The sequence below is a fragment of the Rhodococcus sp. LMD genome, assembly GCF_056108245.1.
Map to the genome: position 1 here is coordinate 2,005,240 of NZ_CM148557.1, position 15,818 is coordinate 2,021,057.

Consider the following 15,818-nt stretch of genomic DNA (forward strand, 5'->3'; position numbering starts at 1 on the left):
CCGGCGCGGAATCCGGAGCGGATACTCCGAACTCTAGGCGCCGGGCCGTGGTATCGATAGTGACTTTCGTCCGGGTTGTGCGGCCGTCAGGCGGCCGAGGTGGCGGCTTCCGTCCGTCGTCCGAGTCGCTGCAGGGGGCAGTGGGTACTGCGGCTGCAGGCGAAGGTGGTGCCGGCGGCGACGAGGGTGAGTACCGCTGCGGCGATGCCGACCAGAGGATGAATCTCCTGGGCGAGGATGACCGAGGACATGATCAGGACGAACCAGCCGAAGCCCTTGCGCAGCGAGTCCGGGTCGACCATGGAGGTCAGGCGTCCGCCGATGAGGCTGCCGACGACGGCGGCGGCGGTGACCATCGCCGCCAGGCGCCAGTCGATCTGCACGGTGGACAGGTAGCCGCCGAGTCCGGCGAAGGACTTCATGGCGATCACGATCAGCGAGGTGCCGACGGCGACGGGCATGGGCAGTCCGCCGAGCAGGGCGAGGGCCGGCACGACGAGGAACCCGCCGCCGGCGCCGACGAGGCCGGTGACCAGGCCGACGACCACGCCGTCGAGGAGGATCTTGCCGACCGGCATCGAGTGGGTGCCGTCCGAAGCCGCGGTCTTGTTCTTGCGGCCGCGGAGCATCGCGATGGCGGTGGCGATCATCATCGCGGCGAAGGCGAGCAGCAGGATGCTGCCGGGAACGAAGCGCGAGAGCAGGCCGCCGGCGTAGGCGCCGACCATGCCGGCCAGGCCGAACAGGATGCCGGTGCGCCACTGGACGCGGCCTGCCCGCGCGTGGGAGATCGCGCCGACCGCGCTGGTGACGCCGACGACGAGCAGCGAGGTGGCGATGGCCTCCTTGGCGTCCATACCGGCGACGTACGCCAACAGCGGGACGGTGAGGATCGATCCACCGCCGCCGAGCAGTCCGAGGGTGACGCCGACGAGGACCGCCAGCGCAACGGTCAGCGCGATCATGATCAGTTCCTTTCGGCCGGAGCGGTCTTCGAATCGACCAGCTGGGCGACGATGGTCTGCGGATCACACGAGGCGCCGCGGTTGTAGGGCAGCTTGGAGAGCAGCATCCCCATCGCGCAGGTGTTGGACAGCGCGGCGAAGGTGAGGCCGCCGCCGACACCGGCGGCGAGCCACTTGAGCTTGGGGACCGCGATGCTGCCCAGGACGGAGGTCAGCACGAGGGAGCCGGCGACGAGGCGGACCTGCCGTTCGAGGTCCCAGCGCTCGACGCCGCGATTGACGGAGAAGCCGTTGGCTTCCCAGCCCGTCATGCCGCCCTCGAGGATGTGCACGTTGAACAGCCCGGCCGTGCGGAGGGTCTCTTCGGCCTGGGTGGCGCGCTGGCCCGACCGGCACACGAGGACGACGTTCTCGTCGAGGTGGGCGAGGAACTCGTCCCGGTGCTCGCGCAGCAGGTCCAGGGGGACGTTGTAGGCGCCGGGGATGTGCACGGACTCGAACTCGCCGGGTGTGCGGACGTCCACGACGCGGACGTTCTTGCCGGAGTCGAGGAGCTCGCGCAGGGCGGCGGGATCGAGGGTTGCGGGGCTCGGCTCGGTCATGGGGGCCTTTCGGGTCGGTGGCGCGAACGCGCGAGGGGCGATCGCCGTGGGCAATAAACCCCGGGGGGTATGTCGGCGACAATGATAAGCATACGGGAGGGGGTATATGCAAGGCGGACACAGGCCGTGGGTCGCCTTCGTGACGCACTCCACCCGCATACCCCAGGGGGTACTTGACATACCCAGGGGGGTATATGTCAGGATGGGGTCAACGCAGAACGCGACCGGTCTTCGCGGCCGAGGAGAGGGAGAACCGAATGATTCTCGAGCAGTACTACATCGAGTGCCTGTCGCACGCGTCGTACCTGATCGGTGACGAGGGCACCGGCCGGGCGATCGTGGTCGATCCGCGCCGGGACGTCACCGAGTACCTCGACGACGCGCGCAGGCACGGGCTGAGCATCGAGGGTGTGATCAACACCCATTTCCACGCCGACTTCGTCTCCGGGCACCTCGAGCTGCTCGAGGCGACCGGGGCGTGGATCGGGTTCGGCGAGGCCGCCGAGGCGGACTACCCGATCCGCCGGCTGCGCGACGGCGAGCACCTCTCGCTCGGGGAGGTGGACCTCGAGATCCTGTCCACCCCGGGGCACACCTGGGAGTCGATCTCGGTGCTGGTGCGCGAGCATCCGGGCGCGACGCCGACGGCGGTGCTGACCGGGGATTCGCTGTTCATCGGGGACGTGGGCCGGCCGGATCTGGTGAACCTGGGGGATTCGTCGACCGAGGACCTGGCCCGGGCGATGTACCACACGGTGCACGAGAAGCTGCTGACCCTGCCCGATCAGGTCACCGTGATGCCCGCGCACGGCGCCGGCTCGTCGTGCGGGAAGAACCTGTCGGCGGAGCTGACCTCGACGATCGGGGAGCAGCGGGTGAGCAACCCGTCGGTGCAGCCGATGAGCGAGGAGGCGTTCGTCGCGCTGGTCACCGAGGGCCAGCCCGCGGCGCCGTCGTACTTCTCGGTCGATGCCGGGTTGAACAAGAGCCTGCATCCGCTGCTCGATCAGGGCCGGGCCATCCCGGCGCTGGGCCCGGAGCGGGTGCGCGCGGAGCTGGCCGCCGGGACCCGGGTGCTCGATGCGCGCAGCGTGGACGAGTTCGCGGCGGGGCATCTGCGCGGGTCGGTCAACGTCGGGTTCGACGGGCGGTTCGCCGAGACCGGCGGCATGGTCGCCGAGGTGGGGGAGCCGATCGTGTTGATCACCTATCCGGGGGAGGAGCAGGACGCGGCGGTGCGGCTGGCCCGGATCGGGTCGGACAACGCGCTGGGGTACCTGACGGTCGATCACGACGGGGTGTTCCCGGCGGAGCTGGCGGAGCTGGTGCAGAGCGCGCCGCGCACCACGGTCGCCGAGCTCGACGAGATGCTCGCCGCGGAGGCGGTGGCGTTGGTCGACATCCGCAATCCGGGGGAGCGGGAGTTCGGGACGATTCCGGGGGCGGTGCCGATTCCGTTGGCGCAGCTGCGGGCGCGGCTCGAGCAGGTGCCCACCGGCAAGCCGATCGTGGTGCACTGTGCCGGCGGGTGGCGGTCGAGTGTGGCCGCGTCGCTGCTGCGGGCGCAGGGCTTCGAGAACGTGTCGGACCTGCTCGGCGGGTACAACGCCTGGGCCGAGGCCCACGTCCCCGCCTGACCGGCGCCGACGAGAACGAAAGGAACCATCCGATGGCAACGAAGAATCTCACCCTCGCGGACTTCGAGTCCACAATCCTCGGCAACGACATCGTCCTCGTCGACTTCTGGGCGTCGTGGTGCGGTCCGTGCCGCGCCTTCGCCCCGGTGTTCGAGAAGTCGTCACAGGCGCACCCGGACATCGTGCACGCCAAGGTCGACACCGAGGCCGAGCAGCAGCTCGCCGCGATGGCCGACATCCGCTCGATTCCGACGATCATGGCGTTCCGAGAGGGCGTCCTGGTCTTCTCCCAGCCCGGCGCCCTGCCCGCGGCCGCCCTCGAAGACCTCATCGGGCAGATCGAGGCGCTGGACATGACCGAGGTCCACGCCCGGATCGCCGACCAGAAGGCCGCCGCCGGCGCCTGACGCCGACCCTGTCACCCCTAGGAGGACCCCATGTGTTACCCCGTCACCTGCCCGAACTGTGGGAAGACCGGCTGGGGCGGCTGCGGCCAGCATGTCGATGCCGTCATGCGTTCCGTGCCCGCACCCGAGCGCTGCACCTGCGGCCAGGACACCACCCCCGATGCGCAGGCACACACCCTCGGCGGACTCTTTCGCCGCTGACCGCACCTCGACGAGACTGCGCCTCCACCGCATTCTCCGCCGCGGCAACACCCCGCCCTGCGCGAGCTGGGCGGGGTGTTCGCGTCGCGGTCCGAGGGCCAATGACCCTTCCGCGGTCCGCGTGCCGGTGAAAAACTCGTAGACGCCCACTCGAGAAGGGACATCCGTGGTGAACAGAGCGATGGGGCCGGTGGACACCATCTGGCTCAACATGGACCGGCCCGAGAACCTCATGATCATCGACTCGCTGATGTTCTTCGAGGGGCCCGTGGACTGGTCGCGCGTGGTGTCCCTCGTGCAACGCCGCTTCGTCGACGCCTACCCCGCTTTCCGGCAACGCCCGGTGCAACCGCGCACCCACATCGGGTCGCCGCACTGGGAGGACGACCCGGCGTTCGATCTCGACAACCACCTGATCCGGACGACCCTGCCCCGCAGTGACGACGCGACGCTGCAGCGGTACATCGAGCAGCGGATGCCGGTGCCGTTCGATCGTCACCGCCCGCTGTGGGAGATGCACCTCGTCGACGGATACCGGCACGGAGCCGTCGTCTACACCCGGCTCCACCACTGCATCGCCGACGGCATCGCGCTCAACCAGGTGATGCTCTCGATGACCGGCGAGACTCCGGACAGTGACCTCGACGCCCCCGGGGCTACCGAGCCCGAGCACCGTGCCGGTCTCCTCGAGGGCGCGGCCAAACTGGCCGGCACCGCGATAGCGACCACCGCCGGTGCCGCGTCCGGAGTCGCCCACATGCTGTGGGACCTGCCCAAACTGCTCGACCCGCATGTCCTGGGCGACGCCTTCACCCAGGTCGAACGCACCGGCGGGATCGCGGACAAGCTCGTGCTCGGTCCCAAGCCGCACACGCCGCTCAGTGGCCGACCGGGAACGGCCAAGCGCGCGGTGTGGTGCGAGCCCTTTCCGCTCGACGACATCAAGCACATCGGTCACGAGACCGGCACCACCGTCAACGACGTGCTCATGGGAGCCGTCGCCGGCGCACTCGCGACGTACATCCGTGAGCACGGCGGCGAGCCGCAGGACGTACCCACGATGGTGCCCGTCAACGTTCGCCCCCTCGACCAGCCCCTCCCGAAGGAACTCGGGAACCAGTTCGCACTGGTGCTCTTCAAATACCCGTCGGCGCTGGCGACTCCGCTCGAACGCATCGTCGAGACCCACCGGCGCATGGAGGTCATCAAGCACTCACCGGAGGTGACCCTCACCTTCGGCCTGATCAAGGCGATCGGGCGTACCGGCCCGGAACTGGAGAGGTTCTTCGTGGACTTCTTCTCCGACAAGGCGATCGGGGTCACCACCAACGTCCCCGGCCCGACGGGCGACCGGTACCTGGGAGGAACGAAGATCCGCGGTGTGCTCGCCTGGGTGCCCGGCGCAGGCGAGCAGACCCTGGGTGTCTCGATCTTCAGCTACAGCGGCAGGGTCCGGGTCGGCTTCAAGGCGGACGCGGACCGGGTGCCCGATCCCGAGAATCTCGTCCGCGCCTTCACCGACGAGATCGACGGGCTGCTGCGGCTCTCGCACGCTGTGTGACACGCCCCGAATCCGCCGATTCGATGCCCGCGCCGGGGGTGGATGTCTACCGTCGGCTCATGAGCGAGCACGGGCACTACCAGGAAATCCTCAACGTACTGAATCCGCAGCACCGGGCGCTGCGTGCGGCGATCCCCGAGGTCTATCAGGGTTTCAACGCACTGAGCAAGGCCGCCTTCGCTCCCGGAGCCCTGGATACCAGGACCAAGGAACTGATCGCCCTCGCGATCGGCGTCGTCGACGAATGCGACGGCTGCATCGCCTCCCATGCGCGCAGCGCCGTCCGTGCCGGAGCGAGCAGGCAGGAGGCGGCCGAGGCGATCGGCGTCGCATTCCTCATGCAGGGAGGGCCCGCGACGATCTACGGTTCGCGGGCGTACACCGCGTTCTGCGAATTCGCCGACGCCGAGGAGCGGCGGGACCGGTGACGGTCCGGTGGAGGGGATGACGGGAATCGAACCCGCGTAGCCAGTTTGGAAGACTGGGGCTCTACCATTGAGCTACATCCCCATGCATGCGATCGACCCGGGTTTCCGGGTCCGCCGCGTGCAGGAACAGACTGTACCGAACCTCGCTTTGGATTTCATAATCGGGGGGCCGTAGGATTCTCCCGCGGGTCCCCGGAAGGTTCCGGGTGCCGGTGTTGACGGGATGTGGCGCAGCTTGGTAGCGCATCCGCTTTGGGAGCGGAGGGTCGCAGGTTCGAATCCTGTCATCCCGACCAGGAAGAACCGGGTGGAAGACCGCGCACCCGGTGACAGCTTGATCGAACGACACACGAGCACGAACAGAACGACACACGAGCACGACAGAAGGAGCATGTCCGTGAAGAGCACCGTCGAGCAGCTCAGCCCGACGCGAGTCCGTATCAACGTTGAGGTGCCCTTCGAGGAGCTCCAGCCTGATTTCGACCGCGCGTTCAAGGCACTCGCCAGCCAGATCCGACTGCCCGGCTTCCGGCCGGGTAAGGCTCCGCGCAAGCTGCTCGAGGCCCGCGTCGGGCGGGGCGCCGTGCTCGAGCAGGTCGTCAACGACGCCATCCCGGCCCGCTACAGCGAGGCAGTGACCGCCAACGAGGTCAAGGTCCTCGGCCAGCCCGAGGTCGACGTCACCAAGCTCGAGGACAACGTCGAGCTCGTCTTCACCGCCGAGGTGGATGTCCGGCCCGAGATCGCCCTGCCCGACTTCTCCACCATCGAGGTCACCGTCGATCCCGTGGAGATCACCGACGAGGCGGTCGAGGAGCAGCTGCTGTCGCTGCGTCAGCGTTTCGGCACCCTCACCGGTGTCGAGCGTCCGGTGCAGGACGGTGACTTCGTGTCCATCGATCTGTCCGCGACCGTCGGCGGCGAGGCGGTCCCCGAGGCCTCCACCACCGGTCTGTCCCACGAGGTGGGTTCGGGTCAGCTCATCGACGGCCTCGACGAGGCGCTCGTCGGCATGTCCGCGGGCGAGTCGAAGGAGTTCACCACCACGCTGGTCGCCGGTGACCATGCCGGCGACGAGGCCGTCGTCACCGTCACGGTGAACAGTGTCAAGGAGCGCGAGCTGCCCGCCGAGGACGACGAGTTCGCCCAGCTCGCGAGCGAGTTCGACACCCTCGACGAGCTCAAGGCGGACCTGCGCGAGCGGGTCTCCCGGGTCAAGAAGGTCGAGCAGGCCGGTCAGATCCGCGACAAGGTTCTCGACGTGCTGCTCGAGACGGTCGAGGTGCCGCTGCCCGAGGCCGTCGTCCAGGCCGAGATCGACGGCGCCCTGCACGACGCCATCCACGCGCTCGATCACGACGAGACCAAGCTCGACGAGCTCCTCGAAGAGCAGGGCTCGAGCCGCGAGGAGTTCGACAAGGACACCCGTGAGTCCGCCGAGCGCGCCGTGAAGGTGCAGCTGCTGCTCGACGCGATTGCCGAGGCCGAAGGCACCACCGTCGAGCAGGAAGAGCTCACCGAGCGCATCTTCTTCCAGGCGCAGCGCTACGGGATTCCGCCGGAGCAGTTCATCCAGCAGATCGGCCAGGCGAACCAGCTGGGCGCCGTCTACGCGGACGTCCGTCGCGGCAAGGCCCTCGGCAGCGTCGTCGACCGCGCGACCGTCACCGACACCAGTGGCGCCACGGTCGACACCTCCGAGCTGTTCGGCACGAAGAGCAACGACGAGTCCGAGGACGCCGAGGCTCCGGCCGGCGAGGGCGAATCCGAGTAGTCGGTCGAGATCCGTTGCCGCACCGCGCGATTGCATGCGGGGCGTGGCAACGGTCCTCCGCCGGGTACGCCGAGTGGAAATTTCCGCTTTGAGCGAAGTGGGGCGGCACCGGGCATCCGGTGCCGCCCCACTTCGTTACTGTCAGTGTCAGCAATCCACGATTGACGAGAAGGCAGGTACCGTGACTCCTCAGAATCCGGCGACATCCATCGGTCCCACGATGACCTCGGCCACCGCTGGGCTCAACCTCAGCGACTCGGTCTACGAGCGGCTGCTGCGCGAGCGGATCATCTTCCTCGGTACCCAGGTCGACGACGACATCGCGAACAAGCTCTGCGCGCAGATCCTGCTGCTGTCCGCGGAGGATCCGACTCGCGACATCTCGCTCTACATCAACTCCCCGGGTGGATCCGTCACAGCCGGCATGGCGATCTACGACACCATGAAGTTCGTCGAGTGCGACGTGGCGACCTTCGCGATGGGTCTGGCTGCCTCCATGGGGCAGTTCCTGCTCTCGGCCGGCACGCGGGGCAAGCGGTACGCCCTGCCGCACGCGCGGATCATGATGCACCAGCCGTCCGCCGGTATCGGCGGTACCGCGAGTGACATCGCGATCATGGCGGAACAGTTCGCGCACACCAAGCGGGAAATGGCGGAACTGATCGCCGAGCACACCGGCCAGACCGTCGAGCAGATCACGAAGGACTCGGACCGCGACCGCTGGTTCACCGCCAAGGAAGCGCTCGAGTACGGCTTCGTCGATCACGTCGTCTCGCGGGCGCAGCAGGCCGGCGGCACCGGCAACTAGTTCCGAGCCCCCCGATCCGCTCTACGCCCCACGAATTCCTGGAGAAGCGATGACCAACCTGTTCGATCCGCGCCAGCTCGGCGGCCAAGCTGCTGCCGCACCTGGGGGCACCGCCCCCGCATCCCCGGCGAGCCGCTACATCCTGCCTTCGTTCATCGAGCATTCGAGTTACGGCGTCAAGGAGTCCAACCCGTACAACAAGCTCTTCGAGGAACGCATCATCTTCCTCGGCGTGCAGGTGGACGACGCCTCCGCGAACGACGTCATGGCTCAGCTGCTGGTGCTCGAGTCGCTGGACCCGGACCGCGACATCACGATGTACATCAACTCGCCCGGCGGCTCCTTCACGTCACTGATGGCGATCTACGACACCATGCAGTACGTGCGTGCCGACATCACCACCGTCTGCCTCGGCCAGGCCGCATCGGCGGCGGCGGTGCTGCTCGCTGCCGGCACCCCCGGCAAGCGGCTCGCCCTGCCCAACGCCCGCGTGCTCATCCACCAGCCCGCCACCGGCGGCATCCAGGGCCAGGTGTCCGACCTGGAGATCCAGGCAGCGGAGATCGAGCGCATGCGCCGCCTGATGGAGACGACGCTGGCCAAGCACACCGGCAAGGATCCCGACCAGATTCGCAAGGACACCGACCGCGACAAGATCCTCACCGCCGCGGAGGCCGTCGACTACGGTCTGATCGACAACGTGCTCGAGTACCGCAAGCTCTCGGCTCAGAAGTAACCGCCTCGGCCCGGCCCGGAGTGCGCCCCGCGCGCCTCCGGGACCGGGCCGGTGTGCTCGAGCGGCGTTGCCGCTGCGGCGCACAAATAATGGCCCGAATCGCCCGGAACCGGTCGACCGCCGTCGCTGTCTCCGGGTACGGTCGTTCCAAGGGCCCGCTCCCCGGACCGGCGCTGTCGGCGGTCGCGGGATCGGTTGCACGCTCACGAGGAAGTAGGGACCTGACAGATGGCACGTATCGGTGACGGGGGCGACCTGCTCAAATGTTCTTTCTGCGGAAAGAGCCAGAAGCAGGTCAAGAAGCTCATTGCGGGCCCAGGGGTCTACATCTGCGACGAGTGCATCGACCTGTGCAACGAGATCATCGAGGAAGAGCTGGCCGAGTCCAACGAGGTCAAGCTCGACGAGTTGCCCAAGCCGGCCGAGATCCGCGAGTTCCTCGACAACTACGTCATCGGGCAGGACTCCGCGAAGCGGACCCTGGCGGTGGCGGTCTACAACCATTACAAGCGCATCCAGGCGGGCGAGAAGGCGCGCGATACGCGTGGCGAGTCGGTCGAGCTGGCCAAGTCGAACATCCTGCTGCTCGGACCCACCGGCTGCGGCAAGACGTACCTGGCGCAGACCCTGGCGAAGATGCTGAACGTGCCGTTCGCGATCGCCGACGCCACCGCCCTGACCGAGGCCGGCTACGTCGGTGAGGACGTCGAGAACATCCTCCTCAAGCTCATCCAGGCGGCCGACTACGACGTCAAGCGCGCCGAGACCGGGATCATCTACATCGACGAGGTCGACAAGATCGCCCGCAAGAGCGAGAACCCGTCCATCACCCGCGACGTGTCCGGTGAGGGCGTCCAGCAGGCGTTGCTGAAGATCCTCGAGGGCACCCAGGCGTCGGTACCGCCGCAGGGCGGGCGCAAGCACCCGCACCAGGAGTTCATCCAGATCGACACCACCAACGTGCTGTTCATCGTCGCCGGTGCCTTCGCCGGACTCGAGCGGATCGTCTCGGACCGGGTGGGCAAGCGCGGGATCGGCTTCGGCGCCGAGGTGAAGTCGAAGGCCGAGATCGATACCACCGATCACTTCGCCGAGGTCATGCCCGAAGACCTGATCAAGTTCGGGCTCATCCCCGAGTTCATCGGTCGCTTGCCCGTCGTCGCCTCGGTGACGAACCTCGACAAGGATTCGCTCGTGCAGATCCTGTCGGAGCCGAAGAACGCGCTCGTCAAGCAGTACGTCCGGCTCTTCGAAATGGACGGGGTGGAACTCGAGTTCACCCAGGACGGCCTGGAAGCCGTCGCCGACCAGGCGATTCTGCGTGGTACCGGCGCCCGCGGTCTGCGCGCCATCATGGAGGAGGTCCTGCTGCCGGTGATGTACGACATCCCGAGCCGCGACGACGTCGCCAAGGTGGTCGTCACCGCCGAAACCGTCAACGACAACGTGCTTCCCACGATCGTGCCGCGCAAGCCCGAGCGCGAGCGTCGCGACAAGACCGCCTGATCGCGGAACACGGAGTAGGCCCCGGCACACGACGTGCCGGGGCCTACTCGTATGGCCGGAACCTGTGTGACCGAATGTCACATCGCATCGATGTGATCGACGCGATGTGACATTCGGTCCCTGAGGGGGAGGGTCAGATCCGGTTGCCGAGCTCGCGCAACGGGGTGCGGAAGGTCTCCTTCGCGGACAGCGCGGAGACCGCACACACCAGGCAGGCGCCGGAGGTCAGGATGGCGACGGGCAGCCAGTTCGTCGGGTCGCCGCCCATGAGCGCGGTGCCGATGGCGGGGGCGAAGCCGGCGATGGCGAAGCCGAGCTGGGTTCCGATCGCCATACCGGAGTAGCGGACCTTCGTGTTGAACATCTCGGCGTAGAACGACGGCCAGATCGCATTGGGTGCGGCGTAGAGCAGACCCATCAGGGCGATGCCGGCGGCGAAGATCAGCGCGACGTTACCGGTCGAGATGGCTTGGAAGTACACGAAGACGAACACCGCCGAGCCGAGGACGCCGGTGACGAAGACGGGCTTACGGCCGACGCGATCCGACAGGGCGGCGAGGGCGGGCTGACTGAACAGGGCGACGGCGTTGGCGGCGATCGCGACCGCGAGCATCGTCGACTTGGCGATGCCCACTTCGTCGCTGGTCGCGAACGCCAGGCCGAAGACGGCGAAGATCGTGCTCACGACCGCGACGAAGGCGCAGAAGACCACGCGAGCCAGGTTGGCGGAGTGGGTTCGCAGCAGGTCGGCCACCGGCAGCTTGGCGACGTCGTCGGCCTTCTTGGTCTCCGCGAACTCCTCAGGCTCCTCGAGCTTGCGCCGCATGACGTACGCGGCGACGAGCACGAGCAGGCTGCCCCAGAACGGGACGCGCCAGCCCCAGCTGTAGAGGATGTCGTCGGGCATGGCCGCGACGGGCAGGAACACCAGGCTGGCGAGGATGAAGCCGGCTTGGGTGCCGTTGAGCGTCCAGCTCGCGAAGAATGCGCGACGGTTCTGCGGGGCGTGCTCGAGGGTCAGGGAGCTGGCGCCGGACTGCTCGCCGGCGGCGGAGATGCCCTGGAAGATGCGCATCAGTACGAGCAGGGCGGGGGCGAGCACGCCGATCGACTCGGCGCTGGGGATCAGGCCGATGCCGAAGGTGGCGACACCCATCAGGATGAGGGTGAACAGCATGACGTTCTTGCGCCCGACCCGGTCACCGAAGTGGCCGAGGACCACGGCGCCGAGGGGACGCGCGACGTAGGCGACGCCGAAGGTCGACAGGGACAGCAGTGCCGCGTGCCCGCTGTCGGGGAAGAACACCGTCGGGAAGATCAGGGCAGCGGCGGAGGCGTAGATGTAGAAGTCGTAGTACTCGAGCATGCTGCCGAGAAAGGCCGACGACGCCGCGCGCTTGACCTTGGTGGTGTCGTGCGGGCGGGCAGCGGTCGTCATACCGGAATTCTCCGGCGTGTCGAGGGTGTGCGCGGTCATCGCGTCTCCTGTGCGGAAAAGATGGGGGATGTTCGAGATACGAACCCGGGTTCGTTCTGCGTCGTTCCGAATGTAGGCGCCATCACACGCCCACCGCAAGATGTATGAACTAGATAGTTCATAAATTTTCGGGAGGCGTGCCGGTGTGCCGTGGCGTCGGGGTCGCTCAGTCGGGCGCGGTCGTCAGGTAGGCGACCACGAGATCGCCCAGCATCCGCCGGTGCCGGGTCCGCAGTTCGTCCGTGGCGAGATCCTGGTCGAACAGTGCCTTCCAGGTGTACCGGTTGGCGGTGCGGAAGACACAGAAACTGCTGATCACCAGGTGGATGTCGAGAGCGTCCACGCCGTCGCGGAAGATTCCGTCGGCCCGGCCGCGTTCGAGGATGCCGGTGAGCACGTCGACGGCGGGCGCCCCCAGGCCGGCGAGCCGGGTCGACCGGCGCATGTGCTCGCCGCGGAGCATGTTCTCGTTGGCGACGATGCGAATGAAGTCGGGGTGCTGGTCGTGATGGTCGAACGTGGCCTCGGCCAGCGTGCGGATGGCTTCCACGGGGCCGAGGTCCGCGAGGTCCAGCTCCCGCTCCTGGGCGCGGATCGTTCCGTACGAGTTCTCGAGGACGGCCCGGTAGAGGCCCTCCTTGTCGCCGAAGTAGTAGTAGATCATCCGCTTGGTGGTCTGCGTGCGCTCGGCGATCTCGTCGACCCGGGCTCCGGACAGCCCCTTGTCCGCGAACTCCGCCGTGGCCACCTCGAGGATGTTCTCCCTGGTGAGGTCGCTGTTGCGGCGGCGTCGGCCGGTGGTCTGCTCGGTTGCCATGGCGCCACCCTATCGACCGGGTGTTGTGCCGGCGCCCTCCGTGGCCGTACGCTGTGTCTTGTAACTCACTAGTTCGTACATTGCGCTGGGAAAGGCCCGCCATGACCGACTCCATCCTCTGCGGCCTCATCGGAACCGGCATCGGTGCGTCGTTGACCCCGCCCATGCACGAGGCGGAGGGCGCGCGACAGGGTATGCGCTACGTCTACAAGATCGTCGACCTCGACGTGCTGGGTCTGGCGGTGGCCGATCTGCCGCGGCTGCTCCGCTCCGCGCACGACCTGGGCTTCCGTGGCCTGAATATCACCCATCCGTGCAAGCAGGCGGTCATCGAGCACCTCGACGACCTCTCCCCGGAGGCGAGCCGGCTCGGTGCCGTCAACACCGTCCTCTTCGACGGAGGCCGGGCGATCGGGCACAACACCGACTGGTCGGGATTCGGTCGCAACTTCGACCGGGGTCTGGGCGGTGTCGCCCTCGACAGGGTGGTCCAGCTCGGGGCCGGGGGAGCCGGTGCGGCGGTCGCCTATGCGGTGCTCACCCGCGGCGTGCGCGAATTCACCGTCGTCGACGCCGATCTCGCGCGAGCCACCGCACTGCGCGACAAGCTGACCGTGTTGTTCCCGGGCGCCGCTGTCGGTTCGGCGACGCCGGACGAGCTGCCCCGATTGTTGGCCGCCGCCGACGGCCTCGTCCACGCGACGCCCGTCGGCATGGCCACCCACCCCGGGACGGCCTTCGACCCGGCGCTGCTGCGGCCCGACCTGTGGGTCGCCGAGGTCGTCTACCGGCCCATCGAGACCGAGCTCGTCCTGCGGGCTCGGGCGCTCGGCGCCCCGACGCTGACCGGGGCGGGGATGGCCGTCTTCCAGGCCGTCGACGCATTCCGCATCTTCACCGGCGTGGAGCCCGATGCGGAGCGGATGCTCGCGCACATGACCGCCCTGATCGAAGCGGAGAAGGTCGCCGTCTGACCGGCACGTCCGGGTGCGTCCTCCGGGGCGTCTACCGTTTGGGCACGCGGAGCATCGCGCAGGCCAGATCGACGATCTCCGACTCGAACGCTCCCAGTTCGGGCGCTTCCCCCACGTCGTGGGCGCGTTCCCAGGCGGCGTAGGAGCCGATGACGAACCGCACCGTCAGGCCGACCCGGCGCCGGGCCTCGGCCTCGGCCAGCTCGAGACTGTGCACGATCGCCTCGAACAGCGACGTGAGCACCGTGAGCGACTCGTCGGTCGGGTAGTAGTCGGCACGGGACGCGCCGGAGGCGGGGATCGTCAGGAACTCCAGGGGCGCCACGGCGAGCCACTGCTCGTTGAAGCGGGCCCAGTAGCTGGGCCGGCCGCGGGCGACCTCGGTCGTGAGGGGGTGGACGTAGGCGAAGACCAGCCGTTCCAGGCGCGGCGGCGTGTCGAGGCGGGCGGCGTCCACGAGGGCGGCCCGTTCCGCGTTGACTCGCGGTGCGTGCCGGGTCCACACCGCGTCGAGCAGTCCGTGCCACGACCCGAAGTGGTACGCGACGGCCGAATTGTTGCGCTGACCGGCGGCTTTGACCACCTCCCGCGCCGAGACGCCGTGAATGCCGCGGTGCGCGATCAGTTCCTCCGCGGCATCGAGCAGGGCGAGACGACCCGTTGACACGACCATGACGTCCACTGTACTAAGAAGCTCAACTTTCCATTTAATACGAGCATCTTAACGGAGGAACTCGTGACCCGACTTTCCGGCAGGCGCATCGTCGTCGCGCTCGCTCTGTCCTCGGTAGTGGCTGCATCGGCGTGTTCGGAGTCGAATCCGCCGCCGTCCGAGCGCGCACCCGGTGCACTCGTCAGCTCCCGCCCCCTGACCACCGCTGCGGCACTGCCCAGTGCGGCGCGTACCGACCTGATCACCTACCTGTCCGAGGATGCGGCCGGCCGCACGATCCTCGTATCCGGGACGGTCGCAATCCCCCGGGGCGATGCGCCCGACGGTGGGTGGCCGGTGATCAGCTGGGCCCACGGCACCACCGGTGTCGGGGACGCCTGCGCACCGTCCGCCGACACGGTCGGCGGGCCCGCCCACGGCTACCTGTCCCGCACCACCGCCATGCTCGATCGGTGGGTCGCGGACGGCTACGTCGTCGTGCAGACCGACTACGAGGGGCTCGGCACGCCCGGCGGCCACCCGTACATGAACGGCGACAGCGCCGCGAACACCGTCGTCGACATCGTGCGGGCGGCACGCGAAGCCGATCCCGGGGTCGGCACCCGGTGGACGGCGATGGGCCACAGTCAGGGCGGGCACGCCGCGCTGTTCACCGCCGCGCACGGCGCCGAGCGCGCCCCCGAGCTCGAACTGCAGGGAGCGGTCGCCTATGCGCCGGGCAGCCGCACCAGCGAGACGGCCGCCTACTTCGAAACCGGCGGTCCGGGCATCGCGCAGGCGCTGAGCTTCCTGCCCGTCCTGCTGCTCGGCGCCGAGGCCGCCGACCCGGACATCGCGGCCGACGCGATGCTCACCGACGCCTCCCGGCCGCTGCTCGCGGCGGCGCGCACCGGGTGCATGGACGACGTGCGCGCCGCGGCCGCAACCGTGCCCGTGGACCAGGTGTTCGCGCCCGGCGCCGACGTCGGTCGCCTGACCGAGTACTTCGCCACGCAGGAACCCGAAGCCCTGACGCTGACCGTGCCGACGCTCGTCGTGCAAGGGACGACCGACGTGCTCGTCTCCCGCCAGATCACCGACGAGGTCACGAACTCGTTGTGCAGCAATGGATCCCCTGTCTCGTACGAGGTCTACGACGGCGCCGACCACCGCGGCGTGCTCGAGGCCGCCCACGACGACGTGCGCTCGTTCGTCGAGGAGGTGAGCTCCGGCGAGGCGCCGGCGGCCGTCTGCAGCTGAGGTCCGGACCGTC

The 15,818-nt window shown here is 68.4% G+C and carries 16 protein-coding genes and 2 tRNA genes; 12 read left to right on the plus strand and 6 right to left on the minus strand.

Going from position 1 to position 15,818, the window contains the following annotated elements; genetic code table 11:
* Positions 1 to 86 precede the first annotated feature (86 nt).
* Complete coding sequence (locus ACWPQI_RS09405) at positions 87 to 965, minus strand: sulfite exporter TauE/SafE family protein (RefSeq protein ID WP_017682004.1); 879 nt, start codon at positions 963 to 965, stop codon at positions 87 to 89.
* Between the two features lie 2 nt (positions 966 to 967).
* Entirely contained in the window at positions 968 to 1,567 is a 600-nt protein-coding gene (locus tag ACWPQI_RS09410; RefSeq protein ID WP_010596415.1) for a rhodanese-like domain-containing protein, read from the minus strand.
* Between the two features lie 257 nt (positions 1,568 to 1,824).
* On the opposite strand from ACWPQI_RS09410, the gene ACWPQI_RS09415 reads away from it, so the two are divergent.
* The 5 genes from ACWPQI_RS09415 (at position 1,825) to ACWPQI_RS09435 (ending at position 5,801) form a co-directional block, all read left to right on the plus strand.
* Positions 1,825 to 3,204, plus strand: coding sequence for an MBL fold metallo-hydrolase (locus ACWPQI_RS09415; RefSeq protein WP_102030781.1), 1,380 nt, complete (start codon positions 1,825 to 1,827; stop codon positions 3,202 to 3,204).
* Between the two features lie 32 nt (positions 3,205 to 3,236).
* Positions 3,237 to 3,611, plus strand: coding sequence for a thioredoxin (gene trxA, locus ACWPQI_RS09420; protein WP_010592841.1), 375 nt, complete (start codon positions 3,237 to 3,239; stop codon positions 3,609 to 3,611).
* Between the two features lie 30 nt (positions 3,612 to 3,641).
* Positions 3,642 to 3,812 (plus strand): hypothetical protein, encoded by a 171-nt coding sequence (locus ACWPQI_RS09425; protein ID WP_474738775.1) that lies wholly within the window; start codon positions 3,642 to 3,644, stop codon positions 3,810 to 3,812.
* Positions 3,813 to 3,981: 169 nt separating this feature from the next.
* Positions 3,982 to 5,373: a wax ester/triacylglycerol synthase family O-acyltransferase gene (locus tag ACWPQI_RS09430; RefSeq protein WP_228287164.1), complete on the plus strand. Its 1,392-nt coding sequence runs from the start codon at positions 3,982 to 3,984 to the stop codon at positions 5,371 to 5,373.
* Between the two features lie 59 nt (positions 5,374 to 5,432).
* Positions 5,433 to 5,801, plus strand: coding sequence for a carboxymuconolactone decarboxylase family protein (locus ACWPQI_RS09435; RefSeq protein ID WP_010592839.1), 369 nt, complete (start codon positions 5,433 to 5,435; stop codon positions 5,799 to 5,801).
* 8 nt (positions 5,802 to 5,809) lie between these two features.
* Here ACWPQI_RS09435 and ACWPQI_RS09440 read toward each other — a convergent pair.
* Positions 5,810 to 5,883, minus strand: a tRNA-Gly gene (locus ACWPQI_RS09440).
* 137 nt (positions 5,884 to 6,020) lie between these two features.
* Between ACWPQI_RS09440 and ACWPQI_RS09445 the strand changes: the two genes are divergently transcribed.
* From ACWPQI_RS09445 to clpX, 5 genes are all read left to right on the plus strand, one after another.
* Positions 6,021 to 6,097: transfer RNA gene (locus ACWPQI_RS09445), tRNA-Pro, on the plus strand.
* 101 nt (positions 6,098 to 6,198) lie between these two features.
* Complete coding sequence (gene tig, locus ACWPQI_RS09450; protein WP_474738776.1) at positions 6,199 to 7,575, plus strand: trigger factor; 1,377 nt, start codon at positions 6,199 to 6,201, stop codon at positions 7,573 to 7,575.
* A gap of 220 nt (positions 7,576 to 7,795) precedes the next feature.
* Positions 7,796 to 8,383 (plus strand): ATP-dependent Clp protease proteolytic subunit, encoded by a 588-nt coding sequence (locus ACWPQI_RS09455; RefSeq protein ID WP_017680497.1) that lies wholly within the window; start codon positions 7,796 to 7,798, stop codon positions 8,381 to 8,383.
* Between the two features lie 49 nt (positions 8,384 to 8,432).
* Entirely contained in the window at positions 8,433 to 9,119 is a 687-nt protein-coding gene (locus tag ACWPQI_RS09460) for an ATP-dependent Clp protease proteolytic subunit (protein WP_003938128.1), read from the plus strand.
* Positions 9,120 to 9,347: 228 nt separating this feature from the next.
* Positions 9,348 to 10,625: an ATP-dependent Clp protease ATP-binding subunit ClpX gene (gene clpX / locus ACWPQI_RS09465; protein WP_003938129.1), complete on the plus strand. Its 1,278-nt coding sequence runs from the start codon at positions 9,348 to 9,350 to the stop codon at positions 10,623 to 10,625.
* A 133-nt stretch (positions 10,626 to 10,758) separates the two neighbouring features.
* Here the strand turns inward: clpX and ACWPQI_RS09470 are convergent, their stop codons facing one another.
* Together ACWPQI_RS09470 and ACWPQI_RS09475 are read right to left on the minus strand one after the other, a co-directional pair.
* Positions 10,759 to 12,102 (minus strand): MFS transporter, encoded by a 1,344-nt coding sequence (locus tag ACWPQI_RS09470; RefSeq protein WP_010592835.1) that lies wholly within the window; start codon positions 12,100 to 12,102, stop codon positions 10,759 to 10,761.
* A gap of 166 nt (positions 12,103 to 12,268) precedes the next feature.
* The gene (locus ACWPQI_RS09475) at positions 12,269 to 12,919 is read right to left on the minus strand and encodes a TetR/AcrR family transcriptional regulator (RefSeq protein WP_474738777.1); all 651 of its coding nucleotides are present in this window, start codon (positions 12,917 to 12,919) and stop codon (positions 12,269 to 12,271) included.
* A 101-nt stretch (positions 12,920 to 13,020) separates the two neighbouring features.
* Here ACWPQI_RS09475 and ACWPQI_RS09480 point away from each other — a divergent pair, with 101 nt between their 5' ends.
* Entirely contained in the window at positions 13,021 to 13,893 is an 873-nt protein-coding gene (locus ACWPQI_RS09480) for a shikimate dehydrogenase (protein ID WP_040271699.1), read from the plus strand.
* Between the two features lie 31 nt (positions 13,894 to 13,924).
* Here the strand turns inward: ACWPQI_RS09480 and ACWPQI_RS09485 are convergent, their stop codons facing one another.
* Positions 13,925 to 14,566 (minus strand): TetR/AcrR family transcriptional regulator, encoded by a 642-nt coding sequence (locus tag ACWPQI_RS09485; protein WP_225222741.1) that lies wholly within the window; start codon positions 14,564 to 14,566, stop codon positions 13,925 to 13,927.
* A 63-nt stretch (positions 14,567 to 14,629) separates the two neighbouring features.
* On the opposite strand from ACWPQI_RS09485, the gene ACWPQI_RS09490 reads away from it, so the two are divergent.
* A complete protein-coding gene (locus ACWPQI_RS09490; protein WP_040271701.1) occupies positions 14,630 to 15,805 on the plus strand; it encodes an alpha/beta hydrolase family protein in 1,176 nt (391 codons plus the stop codon).
* Positions 15,806 to 15,818: the final 13 nt, after the last annotated feature.